The organism is Rhodococcoides fascians A25f, from assembly GCF_000760935.2.
Lineage (GTDB): Bacteria > Actinomycetota > Actinomycetes > Mycobacteriales > Mycobacteriaceae > Rhodococcoides.
This window is the reverse complement of sequence record NZ_CP049744.1, coordinates 812277-833092: the sequence shown is the minus strand read 5'-3', so window position 1 is coordinate 833092 and position 20816 is coordinate 812277. Positions and strand designations below refer to the sequence as shown.

Genomic DNA, 20816 nt, shown 5'->3' with positions numbered 1-20816 from the left:
ATGAGATTCGAGCCACCGGTCGCGCGAGGTCCGGTTCGCGATCTCGTCGATCAGATCGGTGGCCTGTCGGCGTTCTCGACGACCGCCTGCTCGCGCGCCGTGACCGACATGGTTCGAGGCCGGTTACCGGTCGCCGAGACAGTCAACCAGGCTCTGTTCGTCGCGCGTGTGTGCACGGTTCCCGCTCTGCTGTTGATGCTCCCCATCGGCGTACTGATCGCGGTGTCGGTCGGGTCACTGGCGGGAAGGCTCGGTGCCGGAGCCTATTCCGGCGCGGTCGTGGCGTTCGTGGTGGTCGGTCAGGCTGCGGCGTTGGTGTGCGCACTGATGCTCGCAGGCGTTGCCGGATCGGCGATCTGCGCCGATCTCGGATCGAGAACGATCCGTGAGGAGATCGCCGCCATGGAAGTGATGGGCGTCGACGTCGTCGCCCGACTGGTGGTTCCCCGGCTCGTTGCCTCGGTTGTCGTGGCCGTTGTCATCTGCGCCATGGTCACACTCGTCGGTGTGTCGGCGTGCCTGTTCTACCAGGTACTCGTTGCCGATCAGTCCGCAGGCGCGTTTCTGGCCACGTTCACCGAATACGGCCGCGTCTCCGATTTCGTCATGGCCATGATCAAATCGGCCTGTTTCGCGGTGACGTCGACGCTCATCGCGTCGTACCGGGGACTGCACGCCAAGGGCGGACCGAGTGGCGTCGCCGACGCGGTCAACGAAGCCGTCGTCCTGGCATTTGTCATGGTCTTCGTTGTCAATACCGTTCTGTCGCAACTCTATGCAGTCGTCGTTCCCGCGGTCGGGACGTACTGATGGCGTTCGACACCCGCGTTCGACTCCAGCGCAGAACCCGGGCTGCAACCTCGGCGATGGTGGACGTCGGCCGGCACGTCACCTTCTGGTTCGAGACCATCGCGGCCATCCCGTACACGGTGCGCCGATACTCGAAACACGTTCTGCGCCACGTCGGCGAGGTGAGCTTCGGATATGCATCGCTACTGGCCGGCGGCGGCACCATCGGCATCGTGTTCGCGATGTCGGCCGTCGCGGCGATGATGGTCGGCGTCGAGACCTACCGCGGTCTGGACCTGATCGGTTTGACCTCTCTGTCCGGGCTGCTCTCGGCACTGGCGAACACCCGGGAGCTGGCACCGGTCATCGCCAGTATCGCGTTGGCGGCCAAGGTCGGGACCGGATTCACCGCCCAACTCGGTGCCATGCGAATCTCCGAGGAGATCGATGCGCTCGATTCGATGGCGGTGCGGCCTATTCCGTTCCTGGCCACCACCCGGCTGATCGCGGCAGTGGTGTGCATCGTGCCGATCTACATGGTCGGCCTGATCGCCGCCTACGTCGCCACGCGATTGGTCGTCGTCACGTTCGGCGGCAGCTCGGCCGGTACGTACGACTACTACTTCCACCTCGCGTTGACCCCGAGCGATCTGGTGTATTCGGTCGTCAAAGCGGTCGTGTTCGCGATCATCGTCGCGCTCGTCCACTGCTCCTACGGTTTTCACGCGTCGGGCGGACCGGAGGGGGTCGGCCGCGCCGCCGGCCGCGCACTACGTACCTCGATTCTGGCGATCGGTATCACCGACGTGTTCCTGACGTTCGCGCTGTGGGGAATCGTTCCCACCGTGCCCGGGCTCGGTGCCTCGTGACGGTCCCGAACCAGCCTGCTCCCCGTCGTCTCAGCCCCGGCCGACGCATGCTCGTGTTCCGCGGAGTCGTCGCGTCCTGCACCGCAGTGGTCGCTGCGGTCGCATCGGTTGCCTACAGCTCGGGCACCTTCGACTCCGCACCAGAAGTATCGGTCGTGCTTCCCGCGACAGCAGGATTGCTCACCGGGGAGATCGGCGTCCAGTATCTCGGCGTTCGAGTGGGCGAGGTCGTCGACATCGAGCCGGGTGTCGATCGATCTCGAGTGACGATGCGCATCGACGCAGACCGAATAGATGCGGTGCCGGCATCCGCGCGTGTTCGAGTGGTGCCACGAACTCTGTTCGGAGACATCTACATTCAACTCGTTGCAGTCGATCGACCGTCCTCCGCGGCACTGGCGGACGGGATGGTGCTGCAACCGGACGCGTCTGCCGATGCAGTCCAGGCGAGCGATCTGTTCCGCACGGTGACCGACCTCCTCGACGGCCTGGAACCGGATCAGGCGCAGCTGGCTCTGACCGCGCTCGGCACCGCACTACGCGGCAGAGGTCAGAGCATCGGCGAGAGTATCGACCGGCTCGCCTCCGTCACCGACCGACTCGAACCCGGAATCGAGGCCGCCCTGAGCCGTATGCCGCAGCTGCGCGAGTTGACCGAGAACATCGCTGCCGCAACGCCGGACGTGCTCGCCTCGGTCGCTGCCGCGACCACTGTGTCGCAGACGTTGCTCGATCGATCCGACGGCGTGCGGTCACTGTTGACTGCAGCGGCAGGGACGGCGGAGTCCGCGCACGCCGTGGCGGCCGAGAACCGGAGTGCAGCAATTGTTGTCGTCCGCAGCGGCGGCTCGGCGATCGGTGCACTGGCGCGAAGTTCCGACGGCCTCACTGCGACGCTCGATCGGTTGGGGCCGTTCGGCGAGGCCGGTGCGCGGATCTTCGCCTCGGGCAAGTTCGATGTCACCGCAGTACCCGACTTCTCCGAACCGCTTCCCTACACTGCCGCCGACTGCCCGCGGTATCCCGGTCTCGCCGGACCCAACTGCGCCCTGGCCGAGATACAGGACGCCGCAACCGGCACATCGGTCCCACTGAATCCCGCCAGCACGCTGCTGCTGGCTCCGCTGCTCCGTGGCACCGAGGTGACCGTCCGATGAGTATCCGACCCCCGATGTCGCTTGCCGCCTTCGTCGCCGCAGGTGCGCTCTCGGCCGTGGTCGTCATCCAGACGCTCGATGTCCCGGTCGCCGGTGCCACGACCCGGTACACCGCCGAATTCGTCGGCGTCGAGGGCCTCCGGGACGGCAACGACGTCACCCTCGCAGGAGTCCGGGTCGGCAAGGTCGCCGACGTCCGGTCGACCACCGACGGTCCCACCAGCATCGCCCTGGTGTCGTTCTCCGTGCAGTCCGATGTGCAACTGCCCGGGAACGTCACCGCCGCAATCCGATACGGCGACATGCTCGGTGCGCGGTATCTCGCGCTCGAAACCCCCGCCGACCCGTCGGGCACCCTGGCGGCGGACGAGGTGATACCGCTCTCGCGAACCTCTCCTCCCGTCGACCTGACCGCGTTGGTCAACGGCTTCGAGCCGCTGTTCGACGCGATCGACCCGAACCAGATCAACTCGTTGGCACGCTCGATCGTCGACGCTTTCTCTGGTCGGTCCTCCGCGATCGAATCGTTGTTGGTACGAGTGGCGTCGATGACCCGGGGATTGACCGACAACGAACAGATTCTCGACGAACTGATCGCGAGCCTCGGAATGGTGACGAGCGATCTCGACTCGCATTCTGCCGACATCACGCGCCTGATCGACGGGCTTGCCGAGCTCGCCGACGTGGCAGTCCGACACGGAGATCAACTCGTATCCGTACTGGAGGACGGATCCGACTCGGTGCGATCGTTGGCCGAACTGTTGACGCATGCGGCCGCTCCGCTCGATGCCATCGTTGCCGACAGCACTGCGACAACCGATGCGTGGACGGCGAACACAGAACCGTTCGACCGAACCATGACGTTGCTTCCGGAGCTTGCACAGTCCATCAATCGCATCGGCGACTACGGCGGTTGGCTCAACCTCTACACGTGCAACTTCACCCTGCTGGCAGGTGACTCCGAAGCGAACATCTTCGGCACGACTCACTCGGAGATCTGCCGATGACCACCACCAAGCTCGGTGTCGGCGGGATCGTGATGATCGCCGTGGCACTGGTGTGCGCTCTGGCCGTACCGCAGGCCTGGTATCTGGTCCGCACCCATTCCTACACAGCGCAATTCGAGAATGCCGGCGGGCTCACCGAGTCCGATCCGGTGTACGTCGCCGGAGTACCCGAGGGCCGTGTCGACAGCGTCGATATCGTCGGTACCCACGTCCAGGTGACGTTTCGGCTCGACCGGGACCACACGCTCGGCGACCGAACGCACGCGTCGATCCAGCTGCGTACCATCCTCGGGAAGCGCTACCTACAGATCGTCCCCGACGGCAGCGGTTCCCTCGGAACGGACAACACCATCCCCCTCGAGCGAACATCGGTTCCGTATTCCCTCGACCAGATCTCGGCCGCCACGAACACCACCGCCGCCGACGTGGACGTTCCCGGACTCGAGGAGATGGTTAGAACCTTGCGAGAGTCGCTGCCGGAGAACAGTTCGACACTGCGTGACGCCCTCAGCGGCATCGGTTCGGCATCGGCACTGCTGGCCGAGAACGACGAGCAGATCTCCGGATTGCTCGATGCATCCCGATCTCTGTCCTCGTCGCTCGCCGCGGAAAGTGCATCGCTGTCGTCTCTGGTGAGCAACGCCGAGTTCGTGCTGTCGGTGCTGGCCGATCGACGGACTGCACTGAGCCAGTTGGTGAACGACCTCCGAACCGTCACCGCCACCGCGTCGACATTCCTCGACGACAACTCCGAGCAGCTCGATCGTCTGATCGGCAACCTGCGCGGGGTCACCGACACCCTCGACCGAAACGGGCAGAACATCGACACCCTCATGACAACCCTGCCCGCCGCCTTGCGCGCAGTCACCGACGCCACCGGCAACGGAAATTGGGTGGACGTCTCGGCCCCGGCCGGCCCGATCGCCGACAACCTGCTGTGCACCTTGGGCATTCAGACGGGATGCCGATGAGAAAGACACCGACTGCGCTGATCGCGGTGGCTGCTCTGGTCGGCGGCTGGTTCGTTCTCCACGGCTCCGAGCACTCGACCACCGTCACAGCGGATTTCGCCTACATCAACGGCGTCCATCCCGGAAGCCCGGTCCGGATTCTCGGTGTTCCGGTGGGTACCGTCACCGACATCACGCCCCGGGGCAATGCGGTGCGCGTCGTCATGTCCATCACCTCGGACGACGCCATTGCGGCCGACGCCGAGGCGTACGTCATGAACCCGTCGGTCATCAGCGACCGATTCATCGAGATCGGGCCGGTGTATCAGGGCGGAGAAGAACTCGGCGACAGCGTGATTCCGGTCGAGCGTAGCCATTCGCCCATCAACTTCGACCAGCTCCTCGACAGTGTGGACGTGATCGCCACTGCGGTCGGTCCCGAGGGAGCCGACCTCGGTGCCGCAGCGGCCGAACTCGCCGAATCCACCGACGGGACAGGACCGGCGGTCAACGACGCCATCCGCAACATTGCGCAGGCGACCGCCGTGATCGGCGGGAACAGCGAGAACATCGGCGCACTCATCGAGACCGTGAACCAGCTGATCACCGCTGTCGGCCATCGAGACGGTGCAGTGGAATCGGTGGTGAACTCACTCGATCGCCTCGGGCAGGAGTTCCGCACTCAGGACCTCGACGTGGGCACTCCGATCGCCCAACTGACGTCGATGTTCGACGAACTCGACCGGTTGCTCGCCGGCCGGGGCGACGATCTACGCGCTGCACTCGACAATGCCGCCGATCTGACCGGTCGATTGGCGACGCACGAAGCACAATTCGCCGAACTGATGGACGTCTTGCCGTTGGCGATGCAGAACATCGGAAAAACCATCGGCGACGACCAGCGAGGACGAATCCGTTTGAACGTCTCCACCGATCTCGACCAGTTCGCCTCGACGGTTCCGCTGTGCCGTGACCTGGCTCTGCCGATCTGCACCGGGGCCGGATTCACCAACCCGATACCGGTGCCCATCGGGGCATCCGATCCACTGGGTCTGATTCAACAGTTGGCGCAGGGCCGATGAGAGGCCCCACTGCTCTGGCGAGCCTGGCGGTGTCGGCCGTCCTCGTCGGCACACTCACCGGATGTAGCCTCGGTCTCGGTGAACTTCCACTCGGCCGTTCTGCGGACGGATCCGATTACCTTGTGACCGCAGTGTTCTCGCGGGCCGACCGCATCAGGCTCGGTGCCGAGGTACGGAGCGGGCAGCAACTGGTCGGCCGGGTTCACGATCTGTCGACCGACGGGGGTCGAGCTCGGGTCGGTCTGAGCCTGTCCCGAGCCGTTCCCGTTCCGGCCGATGTCACCGCATCGATCGAAGTGGCGTCGGCGCTCGGGGATCCGTACATCCGACTCGATCCACCGCAGACACCGTCGGGAGATCGGCTGTCCGACGGTGCCGTCATCACCGACACCGACATCGGGCCGGAGCTCGAATCATCGCTCGCCGCTCTCGGTCTGGTGCTGAACGGCAGCGGAATCGGTCAGCTCGACACCATCGTCACCGAGCTCGACACGGCGTTCTCCGGCCGTGGACCGCAGGTCGGGGAGCTGCTGCGCAGCACCGACACCATCCTTGCCGCAGCCGACGCGCAACGCGGCGAATTCGATCGTGTACTGCAGGCCGCACGCGACGTGTCCGCCGCGCTGGCCGACAACCGCACCGTCATCGACGACGGACTCGCGGTGTCCGCGCCGACGATCGAGTTGCTCGTTCAACAACGAGACCGACTGGCGTCACTGCTCGACAACACCGCCTCGCTGGCCACAACGGCTCGAGACATATTGTCGGACAACGGGAAGCAACTCGAGGACGGCGTCGACGATATGGCCCGCGTACTGAGTTCGGTTCAGGGATGGAACGATTCGATCACCCCGACTCTGAACGAGATGAACAACTTCATTGCGGGCTTCGACGGAGCCGTGCGGGGCGACTACCTCGCCTTCGACGGCGCACTCGACCTGCCGGAGACAGTGGGCGAGTTGACCACCGGTGGACGCATCGCCGACGTGCCCTCGGCACTAGGACAGCTGTTGGCACCGGTGCTGCGGGGCCCGAAATGAGGCGGCCCGTCACCGTTCAGCTGATTCTCTTCGCCATCACGGCCGTGGTGGCACTGTTCGCAGGGACCGTCTATGCGCTCGGCCCCTCGGCATTGCAGGGTTCGATCACAGTGACCGCCACGACGACCGATGCCGCGAACCTGGGAGTGGGCGCGGGCGTCACGTACCGCGGAATCGAGATCGGCCGAGTCACCGACGTCGCGCTGTCCGCCGACGGGCTCGGTGCCGACATCGCAGTCTCGTTGGACCCCGATGCTTCCGTTCCCGTCGGCTCTCCGGCTCGGGTGACCGACAGCAATGCTCTCGGCATTCAGACACTCGACATCGTGCCCACCACCGCGGAGGGCCCGTATCTCGTCGACGGAGACACGTTGACCGTCGACGACGCCGATCGGCCCCGTCGAGTCGACGAGGTCATCACCAGCATCTCGACACTGGTCGACTCGATCGACCCCGCCTCGGTGAGTTCCCTCACGCAGACCATGGGAACGGCCCTCGACGGGACCGGGCGGGCACTGGGCCGACTGATCGACGACGTCGACGCCCTCACTCGAATGCTCGACGCGCAGGCACCGGCGTTGGCCAACATCATCGATACCGGGCTCCCGATGCTCGACGCACTCGCGCCTGCATCGGACTCGCTGCCGGCCACCGCGGCTGTGACACGTGATGTGACCGGCCAACTCGTCGGAAACGAACCGTCACTGGTCTACCTGCTCGACCGGTCCCCCGCGATGCTCACCAGAACCCAGCACCTTCTCGACGACACCCGTGGAACGACGGGAGCATTGCTGACCAATCTGGTGTCGGTAACCGGTGTTCTGGGTGACCGCACCCCCGCACTGTCGGCTCTGCTCACCGCTCTGCCCGACACACTGGGCAAACTCACCTCGGTCGTGCACGGAGACCGCGGCGATTTCACACTGGTCGCAACCCAGGGCCCGGTCTGCTGGTACGACACGCCCCGCCGCGCGGTCGGCGACGAATCTCCGCGCGATCCGAATCTGACGTTGTACTGCCCGCCCGGCGAGAACCTGGCCCAGCGCGGGTCGCAGAACGCACCCCGTCCCAACGACCTAGGACTGACCGATTCGACCCGCCCCGGCAACGTGACCGGACCACCGATCGCCGACGATCCGGTGCTGATTCCCACCGGACTCGAGGCGCTCGACTACTGGAAGAAACTGCTCGAAGGAGTACAGCAATGACCATCCGCCGAGGTATCGCCCTCCTGCTGTTCATCGCTCTCGTCGCAGGCGTCGCCGTCCTCGGTTACCTGTATCAGGGCACCCGGACGATGGATGGCCTCCGAGCCGAGGCGCTGGACTCGGCAAAGCAGTACACCGAGCAGCTCTCCACCTACGACTACGCCACACCGACAACGAATCTCGACCGCGTGATCGCATCGTCCACCGAGGATTTCGCCGCCGACTATCGCGACGTGTCGACGAGCCTGACCGACTTGTTGCGCCAGGGTCAGGGCCGAGCGACCGGTCACGCCGTCACGGCCGGAATCGTCGAGATCGACGGTGAACACGCCGTCGTTGCGGTGTTCCTGGATCAGGAGGTATCCAATCTCGCAGTACCCGATGGGCGGACCGATTCCTCCCGGATGTTGATCGGACTCGACCGCTCGGGCGACCGTTGGTTGTTGGCATCTGCAGACCCGGCATGAGCCCTCGAACGCGCCCGTTACATCAGGCCTCGGAGGGCCGATGTGCTGGTCGGGGCACACCGCGAATCGGATAGGACGTAGCCTGGCTTGGAAGGTTCGGTGGTTCGACCGTGAATGACACCCGTGTTGTTCGGTTAGATTGGAAGAGCCACCAGGCACGATGCAAGAGGGTCGAGACCTGTCAACGAGCGACGGGTCACCACAATCGAGGAGAACAGGCCATGGCTTTACCAGTACTGACACCGGAACAGCGCACCGCGGCGCTGGCCAAGGCGGCCGAGGCACGCACTGCGCGGTCGAAGCTGCTCGCATCCGTCAAGTCCGGCGAACTCAGCGTCGCTGACGTTCTCGCCAAGGCGGAGAACGACGAGATCGTCAAGAAGACCAAGGTGTCCGCCCTGATCAAGGCCCTGCCGGGTGTTGGATCCGTGCGCGCCGCACAGCTGCTCGAGCAGCTGTCCATCGCCGATACCCGCCGTATCGGTGGCCTCGGTGCCAACCAGCGCGAAGCACTGCTGGCTGCCGTCGCATCCTGATTCGCAACTTGCGATAACGCGTTACCCGCAGGGCTAGCATTTCGACCATGAACGTCGAAGTGACCCTGCTGCCGGGAATCGGGGTGCGGAAAGATTTCGCCCTCGCTTCCGGGCGCCGCATAGGCGTCATCACCCGCAAGGACGGCGCGAACGAGTTGATCGTCTCGCGCAAGGACGACCCCGATGCGACGCAGGCATCGATCACGCTGAGCAATGAGGAAGCGGCGGCCCTGGGCAATCTGCTCGGGTCGCCGCAACTCATCGCTCAGCTCGGGGAAGAGCATCGTGACCTCCCCGGAATCAACACTCGCCAACTTCCCATTCGCGCGAATTCACGGTTCGTCAGCCGCACACTCGGCGACACCACCATGCGCACCAAAACCGGGGTATCGGTTGTCGCTGTCATGCGCGCCGGCCAGGTACAACCCTCCCCCACCCCCGACTTCACGCTGGCCGCCGGTGACCTGCTGGTCGCCGTCGGTACCGCGGACGGACTGGACGCAGCAGCCAAGTTACTCGGCAATGCCTGAGATCAGTCGGGGCTGAGCAGTGGCCGAGAGCGCACTTGCCCTCACCGAGCTGGGCGCAGTGTTCTTCGTTCTCGGACTTCTCGCTCGTCTCGCGGGGCGAATCGGTGTCTCCCCCATCCCGTTCTATCTGCTCGGCGGTCTCGCATTCGGCAACGGCGGCATCATCGACCTCGGCGGCATCGGCGAGTTCAGTGAGATCGCCAGCGAAATCGGCGTCATCCTGTTGCTGCTTCTGCTCGGACTCGAATACACCGCCGCCGAACTCGTCACCGGGCTCCGCCGATCCTGGATGGCCGGACTGGTGGACATCGCACTGAACTTCGCGCCCGGTGCAGTGGTCGCGCTGCTCCTCGGCTGGGGCGGAGTCGGAGCGCTCGTGCTGGGCGGCGTCACCTACATCTCGTCGTCGGGCATCATCGCCAAAGTGCTCACCGATCTGGGCCGACTCGGTAACCGCGAAACGCCGGTCGTGCTGTCGATCCTGGTGTTCGAGGACCTGGCCATGGCCATCTACCTGCCGATCCTCACCGCAGTACTGAGCGGAGTGAGCTTCCTCGGCGGTCTGGAGGCCCTCGGAATCTCACTGTTGGTCATCACCTTCGTGCTCGTGGTCGCACTGCGGTACGGCAGGTTCGTCTCCGCCATCGTCGACAGTCCCGACCGCGAGGTGGTCCTGCTCAAAGTCCTCGGATCGGCACTGCTGGTAGCAGGCGTCGCGTCGGAACTGCAGGTCTCCGCGGCCGTCGGTGCGTTCCTGCTTGGCATCGCGATTTCCGGTTCGACGGCCGACAACGCCACCCGCATTCTCGAACCACTCCGCGACCTGTTCGCGGCGATGTTCTTCGTGGTGTTCGGGCTCGGCACCGACCCCACCACCATCCCACCGGTACTGGGCTGGGCGGTCGTGCTCGCGGTCACGACGACAGCCACGAAGGTCGCGACCGGATGGTGGGCGGCGGGGCGTCAGGGAATCGGGAGACCGGGCCGACTACGCGCGGGTGCGGCGCTGGTGGCACGCGGAGAATTCTCCATCGTCATCGCCGGTCTTGCCGTGGCAGCAGGCGCGGTGGAGGGCGAACTCGCGGCTCTGGCGACGGCATACGTGCTCCTGATGGCCATCCTGGGACCGATCGCCGCCCGCGTCGTCGAACCGGTCGCGCGGGTAGTACTCCGCACCAAGCCCGCGGTGTGATTGGCTTTTCTACATGGCAGAGAAGCGGACGGCTCTGAGGCGACGGCCCCAGCTGTCGGAGGAGGTGGCGAGCCACGTCCGGCATCTCGTGATGTCCGGCGAAGTGAGCCCCGGAGACTTCATCCGACTGGACGAGACCGCCGCCGAGCTCGGGGTGAGCGTCACCCCGGTACGCGAGGCCCTGCTGACCTTGCGGGGTGAAGGCATCGTCGAGCTCGTCCCACACCGCGGGTACAAAGTGTCACCGCTGACGCCGAACGACATCGTCGACATCTTCTGGCTGCAGGGCCGGATCGCCGTCGAATTGGTGCGCCGCGCGGCACCGAAGATCACCGAGACCGAACTGGATCAGCTCGCTGAACTCACCGCAGCGCTGTCGACCGCCGTCGAGAACGGCCGGGCCGAGGACGTCGAGACCATCGAATTCGAGTTCCATCGTGTGCTGAACCGTCTGGCCGACTCGTCCAAGCTGGCGTGGTTTCTCAACAACGCCACCCGCTACACCCCCACCCGCCTGTACGCGACCGACCGCGAGTGGGGACGAGCAGCAGTGCGCAACCACGAGGAGCTCATCGAGGCACTGGTTCGAAACGACATCGACGCCGCCTGCGAATTGATGAAGCAACAATTCACAGACGGCGCCGAGAGGTTGATCGCTCATCGGGCTTCGCCCTCGTGAGCGTTTTGCGTAGCTGGAGCTACGCAAAACGCGCACGACGGGTCAGGAGCGAAGCGACGCGGGAACCTGGAAGCGATCGCCGTACTTCTTGGCCAATTCGTCTGCACGAGTGACGAATCCGGCCTGACCACCCGGGTAGCCGACGACGTACTGATGCACGCCGCCCGTCCACGCCGGGAAGCCGATGCCGAAGATCGAGCCGATGTTGGCGTCGGCGGTGGTGTTCAGGACACCCTCGTCGAAGCACTTCTGCGTCTCGATGGCCTCGATGAACAGCATGCGCTCCTTGAGGTCCTCGAACGGAATGTCCGCCGAACCCGACTTGAACGCATCACGCAGTCCGGGCCACAGGCCGGCGCGCTTGCCGTCCTCGTACTCGTAGAAGCCCGCGCCCTTGGCCTTCGACGGACGCTCGAACTCGTCGACCATCTTGTCGATGACCTCGCCGGCCGGGTCCTCGGGCGGAGTTCCACCGGCGGCCTTGATGGCGTCGTAGGTTTCCTTGCGGATCTTCTGCATCAGGTTGAGCGTGAGCTCGTCCGAAAGCTGCAGTGGCGCAGCCGGGTAACCGGCCTGCAGACCCGCCTGCTCGATGGTCGACGGCTCGACGCCCTCGCCCAGCATCGCGATGGCCTCGTTGATGAACGTGCCGATCACGCGAGAGGTGAAGAAGCCGCGACTGTCGTTGACGACGATCGGGGTCTTCTTGATGATCTGCACCAGGTCGAATGCCTTGGCCAAGGCCGCATCCGACGTCTTCTCGCCGCGGATGATCTCCACCAGCGGCATCTTGTCGACGGGTGAGAAGAAGTGAATTCCGATGAAGTCTTCCTGACGCTTGATGCCCTGAGCGAGGCTCGTGATGGGCAGCGTCGAGGTGTTGGAACCGAGCAGCGCCGTCGGATCGACGAGGTCCTCGATCTCCTGGAAGACCTTCTGCTTCAACTCTTCCGACTCGAAGACGGCCTCGATGACGAGGTCGGCACCTTCGACGTCCTTGGCATCGGCGGTCGGGTGGATGCGTGCGAGCAGAGCGTCCGACTTCTCCTGGGTGGTCTTGCCACGCGAGAGTGCCTTGGCCTCGATGGCCTCGGAGTACGCCTTGCCCTTCTGCGCCGACTCGATCGCAACGTCCTTGAGCACCACGTCGATTCCGGCCTTGGCACACACGTACGCGATGCCCGCGCCCATCATGCCTGCGCCGAGAACCGCGACCTTGGTGAAGGTGGTCTTCTCGATGCCGTCGGGACGAGACTTACCGGCGTTGATCGCCTGCAGGTCGAAGAAGAACGCCTGAATCATGTTCTTGGACACCAGACCGGTGACCAACTCGGTGAAGTACCGCGACTCGATGGTGCACGCATTGTCGAAGTCGACCTGCGCACCCTCCACTGCCGCAGCGAGAATCGCGCGCGGAGCCGGCATCGGTGCGCCCTTGATCTGCTTGCGCAGGTTGGACGGGAAAGCAGGCAGGATCTGCGCGAGCTTCGGGTTCGACGGCGTACCGCCGGGGATCTTGTAACCCTTGACGTCCCACGGTGCGACGCCACCCTCGGGGTTGGCCTTGATCCATGCCTTGGCGGTGGGCACCAATTCGTCGATGCTGCCGACCAATTCGTGCACCAGACCGATTTCGAGAGCCTTGGCCGGACGGAACCGAGTGCCCTGCGCGAGGACCGTCATGAAGCCGGTCTGGATGCCGAGCAGTCGCGTGATGCGGGCAACGCCGCCGCCGCCGGGCAGGAGACCGAGCGAGACCTCGGGCAGACCGATCTGCACGCCGGGAACATCGGCCGCGATGCGGTGATGCGTCGCGAGAGCGATTTCGAGTCCGCCGCCGAGTGCCGCACCGTTGATGGCGGACACGACCGGCTTGCCGAGCTTTTCGAGCCGACGCAACTGTCCCTTGACTTCCTGGACCTCGTCGAACACCCGCTGGGCGTCCTCGGGCTTGGCTGCGATGAGGGTGTGCAGATCGCCGCCGGCGAAGAACGTCTTCTTGGCGGAGGTCAGCACGACTCCGGTGATGCTGTCCTTCTCGGCCTCGAGGCGGTCGACCGTCGCGCCCATCGAATCCTTGTACAGCTGGTTCATCGTGTTGGCGCCCTGGTTGGGGTCGTCCATCGTCAGAACGACGATGCCGTCGGCGTCCTGGTCCCACTGAATCATGTTGTCAGACATCGTTCTACCTCAGACTCGCTCGATGATGGTGGCAACGCCCATGCCGCCGCCGATGCACAGGGTGATCAAGGCGTACCGGCCGCCGCGGCGCTCGAGCTCGTCGAGCACGGTGCCGGTGATCATGGCTCCGGTGGCACCGAGCGGGTGGCCCATGGCGATGGCGCCGCCGTTGACGTTGAGCTTCTCGTTCGGGATCTTCAGATCCTTCTGGAAACGCAGCACCACGGAAGCGAACGCCTCGTTGAGCTCGAACAGATCGATGTCGTCGACGGTCAGGCCGGCGGTGGCGAGAACCTTCTTCGACGCCGGGGTCGGTCCGGTCAGCATGATCGTCGTATCGGCACCACTGGTGGCCGTCGCGACGATGCGGGCGCGCGGGACCATGTTCAGGTCCTTGCCCGCCTGCTCGCTGCCGACGAGGACGAGGGCTGCGCCGTCGACGATGCCGGAGCTGTTGCCGCCGGTGTGGACGTGATCGATCTTCTCGATCCAGTGGTACTTCTGCAGCGCCACGTCGTCGAATCCGCCCATGGCCGCGATACCGGTGAATGCCGGGTTCAGCTTGCCCAGCGACTCGACGGTGCTGCCCGGACGCATGTGCTCGTCCTGATCGAGGATCAGCAGACCGTTCTGGTCGGTGACCGGAACGACGGACTTGGCGAAGTAGCCACCGGACCACGCCGCTGCGGCGCGCTCCTGGGACTGGACGGCATACGCGTCGACGTCTTCGCGGGTGAAGCCTTCGATGGTGGCGATCAGGTCGGCACCGATGCCCTGCGGGGCGAAGTAGGTGTCGTAGTTGGTGGCCGGGTCCATGGCCCATGCGCCGCCGTCACTGCCCATCGGCACGCGCGACATCGACTCGACGCCGCCGGCGATGACCAGCTCGTCCCAGCCCGAACGCACCTTCTGCGCGGCCAGGTTGACCGCTTCGAGGCCGGACGCGCAGAAGCGGTTGAGCTGAAAGCCGCCGACGGTGTCGGGCATCTTCGCAGCGAGCACAGCCGTACGAGCGATGTCGGCACCCTGATCTCCGACGGGTGAGACCACTCCGAGAATGAGGTCGGAGATCCGGTTCTCGTCCATGTCCGGGAAACGTCGACGAAGCTCGTCGATCAGGCCGGTCACCAGGGAAATGGGCTTCACCGAATGCAGGGAGCCGTTCTTTCCCTTACCTCGGGGAGTCCTGATGGCCTCGTAAATGAATGCCTCTGTAGTCACAGCGCGCAGTTCCTTCCAGATACTCGATCTTCTCGCGGTCGCCGTCGCGGCCGACCGCATCGGTGCGAGGCCATGGCAGACCTCAGCTCATGCCACAGTAAAGCCGCGAGAAGACCCGGCGTAAGGACCGAAACGAGCGTTGTAGATGACCCGACGCTCCGGTTCAGGTTTGAACGACCCGTGCGTGGGACACTCCGAAAGATCAGATTTACCGAGCGTGGAAGAAGACCGACCATGGAAACCGACAACGAATTGACCGTGGGTTCGCGCGTCAAGGTACACATTCGCACCCCCGGCACGGACGAGAACTCCGGCCAGGAAGCCTACGAATCGGGCGCGATCGTCGAGGATTTCGGCGTTCAGGCAGCCGACACCACATCGCGAGAGTGGGCAGTGGCCAGACGCTGGGCCGTGGCACTGGACAGCGGGCGACTCGTGTTCGCCGACAACGAGGATCTCACCGTCGGCTGAATCGGCTGTCGGTCAGGTCTCCTTGAGCGGTACCGCTCCCAATTCACTGACCAACAGCTCCATCGCCACCGTTTCCGGATCGCGGCGAACCGTCGGATCCGCGGGCTCGGCCGCAGCCTTCAGCAGCTCTTCCTCGTCCTCCGGCGTCTCCGGTGGCGGTGGGCCTACCGGCTCCGGCTCGTCGGGATAATCCGGTGCTTCGGGCATCGGTATGTCGGCGTCGCCGGTCGATCCGTCGCCCGCTGATCCGAAACCGTCCGACGTGGGACGGGAAGCCCCTGCCTGGCTCGGCCTCGAGAACTTCGGCAGCGACGCGGGTTTCGCTGCCGGTTCATCTTTTTTTGCTGATGACGCTTCCGGTGGGGCCGCCGCCCCGACCAGACACACCACCGACCACTCCACCCCGAACACATCACGCAGGGCGTCGCGAATGACGTCGGCGTTGCGCGGTTCCTCCAGCCGTTTGGCCAGCGGAGCCGAATCATGGCCGAGCGTGATGGTGCCGTTCTCGACGGTGCGCACCGAAGCGCCGGAGAGCATGACCTCGACGGTCCTGCTCCGGTCTCGCACCTTGGTGCGTACCTCGGACCACACCGCGCGCACCGCAGCCGCGTCGGGCTCGTTCGATGCAGCAGCAGGAGCCGCTGCAGGTTCCGGTTCCGGTTCGAATACGGGGTCAGGTTCGGGGCCGTAATCGTCTTCCGGTTCCGGGGGAAAGTCCTCGTGCGACACGGAGGCAGCTGGGCTCTCGGTCTGCTGCGCTGCAACGGAATCCGAAGATTTCGGTGTCGAATCGGGTTCAGGTGCCGCGGTCGGCTCTGGCTCCGCAACGGGCTCTGGTTCCGCAACGGGCTCGGGTTCCGCGACGGGCTGGGGGGTCGAAGACGGCTCGGGCGTCGCGACAGGTTCCGGAGTCGGAGCGGCGGGCACCGGTTCCACAACGGGCTCGGGTGCCACGACAGGGGTGGGAGCGGCCGGCGCTGGTGGTGTCGGTGCCGGCGCGGGTGTCGCTTCGGCAGCCGGGGGCCGTTGGGACGGTCGCTGGAACTTGCTCGGCGGGGCTGAACTGGGCGGGGTGACACTCGATGGAGCCGAGTTCGACTGCGCCGAATCGAACGCGGACGGCTCCTCGGCGGCGTGCACCTGCGGTCGCGTCGGATCCGCCGCTGCTTGTGCGACGGCTGCCTGCTCCCCTGCCGGGAGGGTGACATCGAGTCGACGTTCCACACGCTCGAGTCGTTGCAGCACAGCCGACTCCGCGTCGGAGGCCGAGGGCAGCAGCATCCGGGCACACATCACTTCGAGAAGCAGACGCGGCGCGGTGGCACCGCGCATCTCACCGAGGCCCGAGTGCACGATTTCGGCATAACGGGTCAGCGTCGCCGAACCGAGCAGATCCGCCTCGTCACGGAGCCGTTCGAGGACGTCGCCCGGCACGTCGACCAGCCCGCGCTCACCGGCGTCGGGCACGGCCTTCAGCAGGATCAGATCTCGCAGCCGATCGAGGAGATCGACGGCGAAGCGGCGTGGGTCGTGCCCCGCGTCCATCACCTTGTCGACGGTGCCGAACAGTGCGCCGCCGTCGCCCGCAGCCAATGCGTCGACGGCCTCGTCGATGAGTGCGACGTCGGTGACGCCGAGCAGCGACAGAGCCCGTGGGTACGTGACGCCCTCGGGCCCGGCTCCGGCCAGCAACTGATCCATGACGCTGAGCGAGTCACGGGGCGAGCCGCCGCCTGCGCGGATGACCAACGGATAGACCGCATCCTCGACCGGGACCTGTTCCTGGCCGCAGATCTTCTCCAGCAGAACGCGCATCGTCGACGGCGCGAGCAGCCGGAAGGGGTAATGGTGGGTACGCGAGCGGATGGTGGGGAGCACCTTCTCGGGCTCGGTGGTCGCGAAGATGAAGACCAGATGCTCCGGCGGCTCCTCGACGACCTTGAGCAGCGCGTTGAAGCCCGCCGGGGTCACCATGTGAGCCTCGTCGATGATGAAGATGACGTAGCGCGACTCGGCCGGGGCGTACACGGCTTTGTCGCGCAGATCTCGGGCATCGTCGACGCCACCGTGGCTGGCCGCGTCCATCTCGACGACATCGAAGTTGCCGGGGCCGCCGGGTGCGAGTGCAACGCAGGAGTTGCACACTCCGCACGGCGTCGACGTCGGCCCTTCCGCGCAGTTCAGCGATCGGGCGAGGATGCGCGCCGAGGAGGTCTTTCCGCAGCCACGCGGGCCGGAAAAGAGGTAAGCGTGGTTGATTCTGTTGGAATCTAGCGCCACGCTGATCGGCTCGGTGACGTGCTCCTGGCCGACGACTTCGGCGAACGTCGCTGGACGGTACTTCCGGTAGAGGGCCACGCCCGAAAGGGTACCGGCGACCACGGACACACTTGCATCGCGCGTCACCGTGGGCCGGTGGAGACCGCTCTGATGTTCATGATCGCGAAGCTCTCCCTGGTACCGGTGGAATCCGAGAGCGCGAAGAGCCAGTTGCCGTCCTGCAGGGCATCCGAGATCGCGTGCCGCACGATGGCACCCTTGGAGTTCTGGTAGTCGATGGAGACAGGCGTGCCCCGAGCTGCGGCGTCGGTCAACACATCGAGCTCCCTCGGCAGCAATCGGCTGTGATGTTGCAGCGACGCTCGCACTCGGGCCTGGTCGACGCGCCCCGCGTCGCCGGTGCGCAACAGCCGTGCCAGCTCCCGTGGATCGTGTCGAGGCGGTGCAGAGTGGGCGGCCTGATGTGTCGTCCGGTGGGTCACCGCGCGCACCCGAGGTGCGCTCTCGAGTTCGAGCTGCCCGGTATCGGAGTGCCGCACCGGGGAGTATCCGTGCCTACGAAGGACGGCGATCGTGTCGATCGGTGTTGCCGAACTGATCAGGACCGTGGGCGCGAGCCGATGGAACTCGAGCACCGCCAGCGCCTCGTCTTCCTCGATGGTGGTGAGCAGTACGACGTCCTCGGAGACGATGGCGCAGGGAATCCTGCGCACGGCGAGCGCGCCGTAGGTGCGCCAACAATCCTTGATCGTGTACGCCAGCGCTTGGGGGACGTCACCCTCGGCCATCCCGGTCAAGGCCTCGATCAGCTCGTCGCCGGTGCCGCCGGTGTCGAAGAAGCTGCGGATGGTTGCCGGAGTGAACCGCCAGACCGACGCTACTTCCCTCGATTCCGGCTGTGCGGCCGCGCCGAGTATCGACGCCACCTCGGTGCTCGGCGGCCCGGTGACCACTGCCGTCGAATCGGGAAGCAACCGCACCGAGAACGGCACCCGGTCGGCCATGTCCTGTAGCTGCTCGTTCAGAGCCGCAGCGATCTGACGACGATCGCCGTCCCGGCCGGCGGGGAACTTGGTGAGGATGCTGCACAGATCGGTCGGTGCACCGCCGGCCATCACTCCGAGTCGAGTGGCCTCGGTCCAGAGCGCACTCACATGGCCTGAACCCGCGCTCGTCGAGACGACAGGGATGTGCCAGTCGAGGTAGCAGGCGAAGTCGTCCGGACCGGACAGCACAGTCGTCCGGGCGTCAGGACCATCGTGTCGCAGAAGAGCAGTCAGTGCCGTCGCGCGCAGGTCTGCCGCCGCAGGATCGTCGAGCATCTTCTTGAGCACCGGCACGGTCTTCTGCGAGGCTCGAGGCACCCGATGCGTCGGCGTGAACGGCGAACACCACCAGGCGGCCAGCAACGTGGCCGCCTGCTCGGGTCGCGCACTGGTAGACCAGGTTTCGTACGCCGAAGTCAATGCGACGCCGGTCTTCCCCCGCTCGGCGATCAATCCGGCCTCGCACGCCAGCATCAGCATCAGCGCGGTGTCGTGCTCGTCGGCAAATCCCAGGCGCGTCGTCAGCGAACGGAGCTCTTTGGCGCTGACACCACCGGTCTTCATCATCGTCAGGCCGTCGGTGTCGACGGCCGTCAGCAGCGCCTGCGTGTGTTCGCAGAACTGCAGCAGGGCAATGGAACGCGTGCGCCGTACGTCGTCCTGCGAGAGCGTGCGCGCGGCAAAGCTCGGCGGAGCGAGTTCGATGGGCAAGCGCCACCCCTGCCCTCGCAGCGCGATGCTCACCTCGAGCGGCATCTCGACGCGATGCCCGTCCAGTCGATACAGCAATCCCCGCTCGAAAGCGGCGGCACCTGCGGTCGGCGGCACATCGAAGATCAGCGACACCGGATTGCCATCGACGAAGCGAGACAACATCTCTCGCATCTCGACCGGGCCGTCGTCGTACAGGGCGCGGATTCGTTCGGGGGTCATTGCGCCTGCGACGGCGTCCGCGCGTGCAGCCCGGTCGAGCGAAGGATCGACACCTACACGGGTCAGCACGGCCAACCGATCCTGTTCGACGGCGCAGCGCAGGAACAGCTTTCGCTGCCGCAGAGCCAGTCCGAACGGATGCGAGAACACCCCGGACAGATCGACGGGACAGAATTCGACCGTATCCGAGCCTTCTGATGTGTGCGGCCGGATCAGACCGTAGGACATCAGCTCGGCCAGTGCGGCCTCGATGTCCGGCGTGTGGTTCGCCGTTCCCTCGCAGACCCAGTGACCGACCTCGGCGCGGCTGAGATCGACCATGAGGGCGAACAATTCGAGCAGATCCAGCGCACCCCGGTCGAGCTTTCTCGGCAGGGCCGCCACCCGCCACGGTGAGCCGAGCAACTGTGCGAGCAATCCGAACGAGCGCGGTGGCGGGTCGGTGACCACATCCGGTCGACGGCGCAGCAGACCGGTCAGCTCGTCCTCGCCGAGCGAAGCCAGCCACCCCTCGTACGTCCCGATACTCTCGGTCATTTCTTCCCCCCGGTGAAAGTTCTGCCGAAGCTACCGCCGGGCACCGACAGACTTACTTCTTCTTGGCTGCCGCTTTCGCTGCCTTCTTGAACTCGCGCACCTCGAGCAGGGATTTCTCGTCCACGACGTCGGCGATGGATCGACGCGCATCCTCGTCGCCGTACGCTCCGGCGGCCTTGCGCCACCCGTCGGGCGTGACGCCCATCTGCTTGCCGAGCAGCGCGAGGAAGATGCGCGCCTTCTGATCGCCGTATCCGGGGAGCGCTTTGAGACGCTTCAGCACCTCGGCACCGTCGGGGTTCTCGCGGGTCCAGATCTCCTGCGGTTTGCCGTCGTAGTTCTCGACCAGAAACGCAGCCAGCCCCTGGATGCGCTTGGCCATCGAGCCGGGGAACCGATGCACGGCCGGGGTCTGCGCGCACAATGCGGCGAATTCGTCCGGATCGGCGTCGGCGACGGTATCGACTTTCAGATCACCGAGACGGTCGACGAGCTTCTTCGGGCCGGCGAACGCAGATTCCATCGGTACCTGCTGATCGAGCAACATGCCGATCAGCAGCGCGAACGGATCCTCGGCGAGCAGTGCATCGGCCTCCGGATCGCCGACGAGGTGCAGTGTGCGAGACATGGCTCCGATC

The 20816-nt window shown here is 65.5% G+C and carries 19 protein-coding genes; 14 read left to right on the top strand and 5 right to left on the bottom strand.

All coding sequences use genetic code 11. The features are described from left to right. The 13 genes from BH93_RS03870 to BH93_RS03810 all read left to right on the top strand — a co-directional run bounded on the left by BH93_RS03870 (window position 1) and on the right by BH93_RS03810 (window position 11506). Window positions 1-810, top strand: coding sequence for an MlaE family ABC transporter permease (locus BH93_RS03870; RefSeq protein ID WP_037175900.1), 810 nt, complete (start codon window positions 1-3; stop codon window positions 808-810). Then, window positions 810-1658, top strand: coding sequence for an MlaE family ABC transporter permease (locus tag BH93_RS03865; RefSeq protein WP_080739171.1), 849 nt, complete (start codon window positions 810-812; stop codon window positions 1656-1658). Before BH93_RS03870 ends, BH93_RS03865 begins: the two co-directional genes overlap by 1 nt. Next, window positions 1655-2815 carry an MCE family protein gene (locus BH93_RS03860; protein ID WP_242459114.1) on the top strand — a complete coding sequence of 387 codons (1161 nt, stop codon included), beginning with the start codon at window positions 1655-1657 and terminating at the stop codon, window positions 2813-2815. The genes BH93_RS03865 and BH93_RS03860 overlap by 4 nt, the downstream gene beginning before the upstream one ends. After that, entirely contained in the window at window positions 2812-3822 is a 1011-nt protein-coding gene (locus BH93_RS03855) for an MCE family protein (RefSeq protein WP_037175897.1), read from the top strand. Before BH93_RS03860 ends, BH93_RS03855 begins: the two co-directional genes overlap by 4 nt. Further along, window positions 3819-4793: an MCE family protein gene (locus tag BH93_RS03850; protein WP_037175896.1), complete on the top strand. Its 975-nt coding sequence runs from the start codon at window positions 3819-3821 to the stop codon at window positions 4791-4793. The genes BH93_RS03855 and BH93_RS03850 overlap by 4 nt, the downstream gene beginning before the upstream one ends. Then, window positions 4790-5854: an MCE family protein gene (locus tag BH93_RS03845; RefSeq protein ID WP_242459113.1), complete on the top strand. Its 1065-nt coding sequence runs from the start codon at window positions 4790-4792 to the stop codon at window positions 5852-5854. Before BH93_RS03850 ends, BH93_RS03845 begins: the two co-directional genes overlap by 4 nt. Next, entirely contained in the window at window positions 5851-6894 is a 1044-nt protein-coding gene (locus BH93_RS03840; RefSeq protein ID WP_037175893.1) for an MCE family protein, read from the top strand. Before BH93_RS03845 ends, BH93_RS03840 begins: the two co-directional genes overlap by 4 nt. Further along, window positions 6891-8102 (top strand): MlaD family protein, encoded by a 1212-nt coding sequence (locus tag BH93_RS03835; RefSeq protein ID WP_037175892.1) that lies wholly within the window; start codon window positions 6891-6893, stop codon window positions 8100-8102. Before BH93_RS03840 ends, BH93_RS03835 begins: the two co-directional genes overlap by 4 nt. Then, window positions 8099-8569 (top strand): hypothetical protein, encoded by a 471-nt coding sequence (locus BH93_RS03830; RefSeq protein WP_037175889.1) that lies wholly within the window; start codon window positions 8099-8101, stop codon window positions 8567-8569. Before BH93_RS03835 ends, BH93_RS03830 begins: the two co-directional genes overlap by 4 nt. Before the next feature lie 221 nt (window positions 8570-8790). Then, on the top strand, window positions 8791-9105 hold the full coding sequence (gene mihF, locus BH93_RS03825; RefSeq protein ID WP_008712632.1) for an integration host factor, actinobacterial type: 315 nt from the start codon (window positions 8791-8793) through the stop codon (window positions 9103-9105). 47 nt (window positions 9106-9152) lie between these two features. Continuing rightward, window positions 9153-9635 carry a cation:proton antiporter regulatory subunit gene (locus tag BH93_RS03820; RefSeq protein WP_032379978.1) on the top strand — a complete coding sequence of 161 codons (483 nt, stop codon included), beginning with the start codon at window positions 9153-9155 and terminating at the stop codon, window positions 9633-9635. Between the two features lie 19 nt (window positions 9636-9654). After that, entirely contained in the window at window positions 9655-10827 is a 1173-nt protein-coding gene (locus BH93_RS03815; protein WP_032379977.1) for a cation:proton antiporter, read from the top strand. A 13-nt stretch (window positions 10828-10840) separates the two neighbouring features. After that, on the top strand, window positions 10841-11506 hold the full coding sequence (locus BH93_RS03810; protein WP_052065517.1) for a GntR family transcriptional regulator: 666 nt from the start codon (window positions 10841-10843) through the stop codon (window positions 11504-11506). A 42-nt stretch (window positions 11507-11548) separates the two neighbouring features. On the opposite strand, the gene BH93_RS03805 is transcribed toward BH93_RS03810, so the two are convergent. Both BH93_RS03805 and BH93_RS03800 read right to left on the bottom strand, forming a co-directional pair. Further along, window positions 11549-13687 (bottom strand): 3-hydroxyacyl-CoA dehydrogenase NAD-binding domain-containing protein, encoded by a 2139-nt coding sequence (locus tag BH93_RS03805; protein ID WP_037175887.1) that lies wholly within the window; start codon window positions 13685-13687, stop codon window positions 11549-11551. Window positions 13688-13696: 9 nt separating this feature from the next. Continuing rightward, a complete protein-coding gene (locus tag BH93_RS03800; protein ID WP_037175885.1) occupies window positions 13697-14908 on the bottom strand; it encodes an acetyl-CoA C-acetyltransferase in 1212 nt (403 codons plus the stop codon). 234 nt (window positions 14909-15142) lie between these two features. Here BH93_RS03800 and BH93_RS03795 point away from each other — a divergent pair, with 234 nt between their 5' ends. Further along, window positions 15143-15379, top strand: coding sequence for a hypothetical protein (locus BH93_RS03795; protein WP_037175884.1), 237 nt, complete (start codon window positions 15143-15145; stop codon window positions 15377-15379). Between the two features lie 12 nt (window positions 15380-15391). On the opposite strand, the gene BH93_RS03790 is transcribed toward BH93_RS03795, so the two are convergent. Genes BH93_RS03790 through BH93_RS03780 form a run of 3 tightly spaced genes read right to left on the bottom strand, consistent with a single transcriptional unit; the run spans window position 15392 to window position 20806 of the window. Next, window positions 15392-17740 carry a DNA polymerase III subunit gamma and tau gene (locus tag BH93_RS03790; RefSeq protein WP_037176899.1) on the bottom strand — a complete coding sequence of 783 codons (2349 nt, stop codon included), beginning with the start codon at window positions 17738-17740 and terminating at the stop codon, window positions 15392-15394. 44 nt (window positions 17741-17784) lie between these two features. Beyond that, entirely contained in the window at window positions 17785-20178 is a 2394-nt protein-coding gene (locus tag BH93_RS03785) for a helicase-associated domain-containing protein (protein ID WP_037175883.1), read from the bottom strand. Between the two features lie 52 nt (window positions 20179-20230). Next, a complete protein-coding gene (locus tag BH93_RS03780; RefSeq protein WP_037175881.1) occupies window positions 20231-20806 on the bottom strand; it encodes an HhH-GPD-type base excision DNA repair protein in 576 nt (191 codons plus the stop codon). Window positions 20807-20816 lie beyond the last annotated feature (10 nt).